Annotated in this window: 7 protein-coding genes; 1 reads left to right on the top strand and 6 read right to left on the bottom strand. The window is 46.4% G+C overall.

What is annotated here, in order from left to right; all coding sequences use genetic code 11:
• On the bottom strand, window positions 1-2,399 hold a 2,399-nt coding region (locus VIP81_RS04150; RefSeq protein WP_331957213.1), incomplete at its 3' end, for a putative LPS assembly protein LptD.
• An 89-nt stretch (window positions 2,400-2,488) separates the two neighbouring features.
• Between VIP81_RS04150 and VIP81_RS04145 the strand changes: the two genes are divergently transcribed.
• On the top strand, window positions 2,489-2,842 hold the full coding sequence (locus VIP81_RS04145; protein ID WP_331957212.1) for a helix-turn-helix domain-containing protein: 354 nt from the start codon (window positions 2,489-2,491) through the stop codon (window positions 2,840-2,842).
• 76 nt (window positions 2,843-2,918) lie between these two features.
• On the opposite strand, the gene VIP81_RS04140 is transcribed toward VIP81_RS04145, so the two are convergent.
• The 5 genes from VIP81_RS04140 to VIP81_RS04120 all read right to left on the bottom strand — a co-directional run.
• Complete coding sequence (locus VIP81_RS04140) at window positions 2,919-3,320, bottom strand: hypothetical protein (RefSeq protein ID WP_331957211.1); 402 nt, start codon at window positions 3,318-3,320, stop codon at window positions 2,919-2,921.
• Window positions 3,321-3,343: 23 nt separating this feature from the next.
• Window positions 3,344-4,741, bottom strand: a complete 1,398-nt coding sequence (locus tag VIP81_RS04135) for a DUF4302 domain-containing protein (RefSeq protein ID WP_331957210.1) — start codon at window positions 4,739-4,741, stop codon at window positions 3,344-3,346.
• 23 nt (window positions 4,742-4,764) lie between these two features.
• A complete protein-coding gene (locus VIP81_RS04130; RefSeq protein ID WP_331957209.1) occupies window positions 4,765-5,661 on the bottom strand; it encodes a substrate import-associated zinc metallohydrolase lipoprotein in 897 nt (298 codons plus the stop codon).
• A gap of 35 nt (window positions 5,662-5,696) precedes the next feature.
• Window positions 5,697-7,124, bottom strand: a complete 1,428-nt coding sequence (locus VIP81_RS04125; protein ID WP_331957208.1) for a RagB/SusD family nutrient uptake outer membrane protein — start codon at window positions 7,122-7,124, stop codon at window positions 5,697-5,699.
• A 17-nt stretch (window positions 7,125-7,141) separates the two neighbouring features.
• On the bottom strand, window positions 7,142-7,405 hold a 264-nt coding region (locus VIP81_RS04120; RefSeq protein WP_331957207.1), incomplete at its 5' end, for a hypothetical protein.

The raw sequence follows: 7,405 nt of genomic DNA, 5'->3' as shown, positions 1-7,405 counted from the left end.
TCGCCGTTGAAGCTAATGTATTGGGTGATACGTTTTACCACACCACCGGAATCGGGAATGATGGTATTGGTATAAGATAAGCTATAGGAAAGATCTATCCGCCAGGGAATATCAAAATCTACGTACTCGCCCGGATTACTGCGTACCATGGCTAGTTGCCGCTGTTGCGCGGCAAAGGCCGCATCCCCATTTTGAATGTTGGCGATGGAATCTATTTTCTGCTCTTTGGCCTGGCTCTTTTTATCTTTCGACTGGAAAGAGGTGCTCATGGAAATACTGGCGTTGGTTAAACGGCCCAGACTTATTTTCCCGTTTTGCCAAACGTATTTATCAATGCGGCGACCGCGGGCATCGGTTTGATAAGGATCGAGGTTGCCGCTGGCAGAGATGTTTAGTTTGTCGAACAAATTGGTGCGGGCATATAAACTGAATGTGGATAACTTAAAGGAATCTGCCACGAGGTTGTAGCTGCCATTGATGCCAAAGCCATCCAGTAATTTTATTTTTCGTTCATGGTTGCCCGTAGTATCCTTTTTTGAGTAGACTTTCATTTCCAGGTTATTGTCTAGCCCAAAGTTTAAACCGCCGAAAGCGCCGGGAGAAGGCACGCCGATGATGGCGCCATCGAAATTGGATACCATGGTTTTATCTCCCTCCTTGTTATATTGTAACTCGTGATAGAGGTTAGGGTTCAGGTCCGGGCGGTAGCTGGCGCTCAGTGTAGGGCGCATCACATGGCGGATGGCTTTTATTTTTGAATTTTTGCTGAACGTATACATGCCGTACATGGCGGTAGACAAGGACATGCTGGCGCTCACATCGCGGGCCGTGAAAAAGCCGGCCTGATAGCTGGTGTCGATGGCGCCTTTGGTCATCAATCCCGGGTTGTATTTGTTGTCATCCCATTTGCGGATAAACTTCTTGGTATACCAGTATTCGGTATAATTAATCCCCGGCGACAACGTAAAAGTTTTAAATACCGGTATAGAAAAAGAGATGGGGATATTGTGTTGCATACCGGTTTGCATGGCGTCAAACATGGCCTGTTTACCAAACAGGGAATCTTTGAAATTGGCCTGGTTGCGCAACACGGTATTATAGGAAATGCCTATTTTCTCAAACCATTTCGGGCTACCGATCATTTCCTTGCGCTGGAAAGGATAGATGGTATTGACGGTGAAGGTACCATCCGGGAAAGATACTGATACATCACGGGTACTGAGGTTTTGTGAGTGGTTGAGCCCCAGGGTCAGGTTATATGGTTTGCCTATCCAGGTTTTAGAGAACGTGATAGAAGAGCCGATGTTATTATTTACACGGGTATTGTAGTCATACACGTTATACTTGTTATAGGAAGAAGTACCAAAATTTACGGCTGCCCCGAAATTCACTCCCGGCCGGGCTTTGCTGTCCATGCTGTGATTCCAGGTGATGCGGAAATCTTTGGAGGTGCTGAACTCTGATTTTACGGCCGGATCGCCGAAGCGGGTATTGGCGAAGCTGAGGTTCAGTCCTCCGTTGTATTTATATCGTTTGCGGTAAGTGGGACTGCCGGTGATGCTCCAGCTGCCATAGGAGTAAATATCTCCGCGCATGGTGAGGTCAAAATTATCTCCCAGTCCTATATAGTAGCCACCGTTTTCCAGCCCGATTCCTTTCTGTTGGTTCACCACGTACTGTGGTGGTAGTATCCCTGAGCGCTGTCCTTGTGTAAGCGGGAAAAGCGCGAAGGGGATAAACAGCGGAGTGGGGATGCCCTCAATTTCCAGGTTAGCGGGTCCTGAAATCACGAGTTTGTCGGGAATCACTTTTATTTTGCGGGCACGAAACTGAAAATGTGGCGTGTCGAGATCGCAGGTGGTAAACGTATTTTTAAAACCGAAGATGGTGTTGTCGGGCATTCGTTTCGACTGTGCGCTGCCTATGAAGGCTTCTCCATATACGGAGCGGGTATTATAAATTTTTGCTTTGCGGGTGTTGATATTAAACAGCATAGTATCGGAGTCGAAGCTCTGATCATGATCTGTCATTACCGGGCGGCCATAGGGTTTACCGGTGGTATCCATCATTTTGGTGGCCAGCACCAAACCGGTTTCCTGGTCTACCGCTATACGTTCTGCGGTGATGCCGGTTTCTTTATATTTGGTATCGGCGCTACCGTACAGCAGGATCTTCTTTTTAGGGATCTGCATCACGATAGAGTCTTTGGCTTTGTAGTGGATGGGTGCATCCATGGAGTCTTTCGACAGGCGTATAGGAACGGTGTCAATATGCACCGTGTCTGCAGGAATGCTATCGGTAGCATGTTGCAGGTAAGCATAAGCCTGATGTGGCTTATTGGCGGCAATAAGTATGAAAGCAATCAGGAACCCTGAAAGAAGCTGGCAAAGAAATTTCATGTACGTCGTCGGATCGCATCCGTTCAGCGAAAATAATACCGGAATATGTATGTTTGTCTTGTGTAATCAGTTACAAAAAGGATACTGTTATGGATCATTTAGATGAAAAAGCTTGTAAATCGGCCGGTATGGCGGTTCGGGATACATTGGAAACCATCAATGGTAAATGGAAGCTGCTCATACTTTTAACATTATATAAAGGAGGCAAGCGTCGTTTCCGGGAGTTGGTGAAAGAAATTAACATTTCTCCGCGGGTGCTTTCGAAAGAATTGCAGGAGCTGGAAATGAATAAACTGATCAGTCGTACCGTATGTGATACCCGGCCGGTGACAGTAGAATACGAGTTGACTCCCTATTGCAAAACTTTGTCCGGCGTGATTACGGCCATGAAGGAATGGGGGGAGCAGCATCGGGTGGAGATATTGGGGAAGAAGGCGGAGTAGCAGGAACATTACAAAAACAGGAAAGCTATTGCAGGGAATGTTGTCTGCAATAGCTTTCCTGTTTTTTTTATCTCTCTTAGTAAAATAATGCGCGTAATAAATTCCCTTTATCATCTGCTGCCGGTTTGGAAGCAAGGAAGGTATTCATTTGTTCGGCGCTGAGTACGGCGCTGAGATTTGTTTTAAAGGTGTTGAACAATGCGGGTTGCTGTTGTGGATAAATGGCCGGATTTTTCCGGGCGGCTAAGCCCAGAGTTCTTTTGGCGCCCAGGTAATCGGCGATGATTTTGTTTACCTGTGGTTTCTGTGTATCCGTTACCGTTATTTTCTTCAGAAAGATAGCGGAGAAATCAGCATTGGCCATCGTTTTTTGCAGCGCCGTTTTTGCCTGTTCTGTAGGGCGTGTGGTACTTTGCTGTGCCAGCAAGGTATGTGTGCCCAGGAGGGTAATAACGGCTATGAAGCATATCTTTTTCATTGGTGGTTGTTTTAAATTAAAAATTATTGGTGGCTCCAGGTCATCCATCCCAGGGCATCTCCGCCGGTAACCATGTCGTAAGAGGTACCATCTTCTTTACGTACAATGTAAAAACCAGGAGAAGGGGCCACATAAGGAGGGGCTACTTTTCCTCTGTTGAAGATGGTATTGGTAGCGCGGAGGCTGAACGGGTTTGTGACGCCACCACCGCCATCGAGCATTTGAAATACCAGTCGCCCTTTGCTATCCCCATAGGTGTAAGCAACACCGCCTGAAAACAGGTAAGGATAACCATTGTCGAGACCCAGAAAGAAAGGAGACAACACGTCATAGAAGTCTCCACCACCGCCATCTACGAGCCCGGGATAGAAAACAAAGCGGTAGTAGTTGCCACCGGGATATGTTAGGCCCAGAATATTATAGGCATCATCCACACCATTTACGTGAAAGCCTGCGGTACCCAGCCATGGATTGGTGAAGCCTTCATTATAGAAAGCAGCTGCGATGCCGGCTTCCGGTACCAGCGGAGCAATGGCTGGTGAAATAGTGCCGGCAGTAGTACCATTGATTTTGGTGCTAATGGTACCGGTACCTGCATTCCATACCAGGTCGTTGAAACTGGTGACGGTTTGTCCACCCAGGGTAATGGGTGTTTCCAGCACAATGTTATGTGCGGTAGACTGGTACGCTACGTTGATCAGATCGGGATGACTGGGTGATTTAATATTAATAGTTCGTCCACCTATGCCGGGTGTTAATTCAACGGTTTCGGTACCGCCGGTTACCTGTTTGAAGTAAGTCAGGATTTTATTGAAAGTGCTGTAGGCGCCAAATCCAGTGGTGGTGAAAGTCGTTTGTTCTTCCTGCGTCGCTTTTATCAAAGTAGCACTACATTGATTCAGATTTCCTCTCAGGTGAATGGTATCTCCTAAATCGGCTGCATCCACGTTGTCTGCAAAGGAAAATTCAAAGTCGGTACCCCAGCCAAAGCCGCTGCCAAAAGGGCTGTTGGATACCGCAGGATCGGGATCGCAGGGCCTGTGAATATAGCTGTAGGTATCAAAGATCAGCGTAGGGCGCTGGGTGGCCTTGATAAAAAACGAGGAGCTATTGAACGTAGCGGCGGTAAGCTGGTTAAAGTCTGAAATCATCGATACCCGGTCGTCTTTATCAAACTTCATATAGTAGGAGAAGATGGCTTTTGGACCGTTCTGCGTTACGCCGCCGTTGACGGCTGTTCCGTTGGTATACTCAGTAAGTATCCATCCGTAGGGCGCATCCAGGAGCTTTTGCTGGTAAGTGGCCAGGGCTTCTGCGAGTCGCTGGTCGGTTGTTTTACCATCTATATTCAAATCCGATTTTTTGTCACAGCCTGTGAACAGGGCAGTGATACAAAGCAGATATATCAGTAGTTTTTTCATAAATAATAATTCAGATGATACAATTATTGGAAATAGGCGGTCAGTGCGCGACGGCATCTGGCTTGCAGTGCGTAGAAGTCTATCTTCCATGCCCTGGCATAATAATCCACTACCATTGCTTCTTTTGCCCTGAGTAGGGCATAAGATTCTGAGTTGGGGCCGCCGGTTTGTTCCGCCATTATTTTTTCGTAATCATCATAGCCGGATTGTCCGTTCCTGCCACCTATTAACATGGTCGCCACCATTTCTACAAAATCTTCTCTCGGATCTGATTCTGCATAGGCGGAAATAAAACCATTTTGCCTGGCTTCCTGATCGGCAATGTTGTACCAGTTACCGGTGTAGGCAGGTGTAATCTGTTTGAATGAAACAGGGAATACCACATTCTGATTCAGGATATGCCCAAATTCATGGTGCATGGTATGTCCCATTTCTTTCAGGATAGCCGAATCTTTTGCCAGTCTGCTGAAACTATTGATTTCATACAGCAGCATAGACGTTCCACCTTCTGCCTGGCCCAAAATCATGGAGCCATTGCTCTGGTATTGCGCGCTACCTGCTAATTTCAATACTTTAGGAAGATATTTTCTTAAGAAAACGGTGCTACCGGTTTGATCGTTGTACGGAGCAAATGCAATGGCTAGCAGCGCTCTCAGAGCCGGTTCCACCTGTGCCTCTCTGGGCGGAACAATTTCATACGGAAAGTCCAGTTGTCCCGGTTGCCATTTATAGTATACGGCAATGTTATAGGGGATAGTAAGACTATCATGAATAAATACATCACTGGATGTGGTGGCGGTAGAGTCGCCGCCCAATCCTACCGGGATCTGGTCCAGGTGTACCGTTTCCTTTTTACAGGCGCTCCATCCTGTTGCGAGCAACAGTAACAGGACGATGTTGGGAAATATATGCAGTTTCATGGTGTTCATTTTAGAAAGGTTAAACCGGATGTTGTTTATCTTGGATTCAGGGCCATGCCGTCATTCACAGCTTCCGCCGGCAATTGCAGCAGTCGTCTTTTATCGCCGGGTACCAATGTGGTGCTGTAGTTATTGGCGCCGGTATGTATTACCGGTATATCCAGTCTTTTAATATCCAGCCATCGGAGTCCTTCCTGTAAATAACTTACTCTTTTCAGATCCAGCACGGAGTTGATCATGGATTCATCCTGGGGCAATCCATAAAATGCCATCATTTTAGCAACGGTTAAATTATTATCGGCAGGAATGTAGTCACGAATATTTTTACTGATCCAGGTATTAAGATCTGTAATAGCGGCGGAGTAATTTTTTAAGTGAATATTAGCTTCCGCCCTGTTCATCAACACTTCTTCCATACTCAACAGCGGTTGTATTTTTAAGCTGTTGGTGAATTTTGGAATATTGAAATACTGCGGACTGGCGCCATATACATTGATCGCATAAAACCCGTCGGTTACATTGGGCGCATTTAAAAGCTCATAGTTCAGTTCAGTACCCAATCCATAACGATAGGAAGCATAGTTGTTCATGTATTTTGAGCCGGGTGCTTCCTGCAGTAAAATGTTGGCCGGATTGGAAGAATTGGTGTAGTAGTTCACCATATCATCGTACGACATTTGGAAGAACGTTACCTGGTTACGTAGCAGCGATGCCGGATTGGCGCTGCCAAAAACAGCGGTGGCATGTAGCACTACTTTATCATATTCTCTTTTGAATAAATAAAACCTGGCGGCAAAAGCATGTGCTGCCTGTGCGGTGAAATGGAACTTAGGAGCATCACCATATATTTTATCCTGGAGCAAAGGCAGGCCGGTGGTCAGGTCACTTTCTATTTGTTTATAATCATCGGCTACGGTACCTCTGTTATATTTTGCGAATACAGTTTTGCTGACATCCGTAATATAAGGTATACCTGGATCGCTGGCAGCGGTGGCAGGATTGTATGCTTTGGAAAACAGGGTTACCAGCATGAAATGGGCGTATGCTCTGCATACCAGTGCTTCTCCTTTCTGTGCGGAAAAATTAGCGGCATCCGGTCCGTTGCAATAGGTCAGTGCCTGGTTAGCAACCGCAATAGCAGCATAGCAGGAATCCCAGTAAGCTACCGGAGAATCTGTGGTAACGGCTTCCGGGTCCTGGTACTTAAAAGTTTGGGCATTGATCAGGAATGTTTGCTGATCTACGCCTATACCACTATTTCCTTTGTCTTCCACATTGTCGCTCAGCGCTTCGCAGAACAACATGTAGGTGCCATGCGGATAAGCGGTGGTGAGTAACTGGGATACCTGTTCCGGCGTAGTGATCACAGTCCTGTTATCCGGAAGGGTTTCCAGGTATTTTTTACATCCTGGCAGGGCCAGCATGCCGGTGATGATGCCTGTATATATCAGTAGTTTTTTCATAATTAATACTTTTTGAATTAAAGGCTTACTCTCAGCGAAAAGGTGACTTGTTTATTTACCGGGAGGGCTACACCGCCGGTATTATAAAACTCCGGATCCTGGCCATGTAAGCGCGGGTCGGAATAAATAAGCCATAAATTGTTTCCTGTTGCCGTCAATGAGCCGCCTTTTAATCCTATCCGGCTTAACAATGGTGTAGGAAGCTGGTAATTCAGTGTCACAGATTTAAGTCTTACAAAACCACCATCTGCTACGCGATCATGCGAGAAATTATAGTTGTT

Origin of the sequence: Chitinophaga sp. (assembly GCF_036566945.1) — a bacterium.
Lineage (GTDB): Bacteria > Bacteroidota > Bacteroidia > Chitinophagales > Chitinophagaceae > Chitinophaga.
Note: the sequence above shows the minus strand (reverse complement) of the source record. Positions and strands in the feature narration are given on the sequence as shown.

Excerpts from the sequence above, each read along its gene's own strand:
- VIP81_RS04140 (WP_331957211.1), bottom strand. The coding sequence starts at position 3,320 with ATGAAAAAGATATGCTTCATAGCCGTTATTACCCTCCTGGGCACACAT.
- VIP81_RS04145 (WP_331957212.1), top strand. The coding sequence starts at position 2,489 with ATGGATCATTTAGATGAAAAAGCTTGTAAATCGGCCGGTATGGCGGTT.
- VIP81_RS04135 (WP_331957210.1), bottom strand. The coding sequence starts at position 4,741 with ATGAAAAAACTACTGATATATCTGCTTTGTATCACTGCCCTGTTCACA.
- VIP81_RS04125 (WP_331957208.1), bottom strand. The coding sequence starts at position 7,124 with ATGAAAAAACTACTGATATATACAGGCATCATCACCGGCATGCTGGCC.
- VIP81_RS04130 (WP_331957209.1), bottom strand. The coding sequence starts at position 5,661 with ATGAAACTGCATATATTTCCCAACATCGTCCTGTTACTGTTGCTCGCA.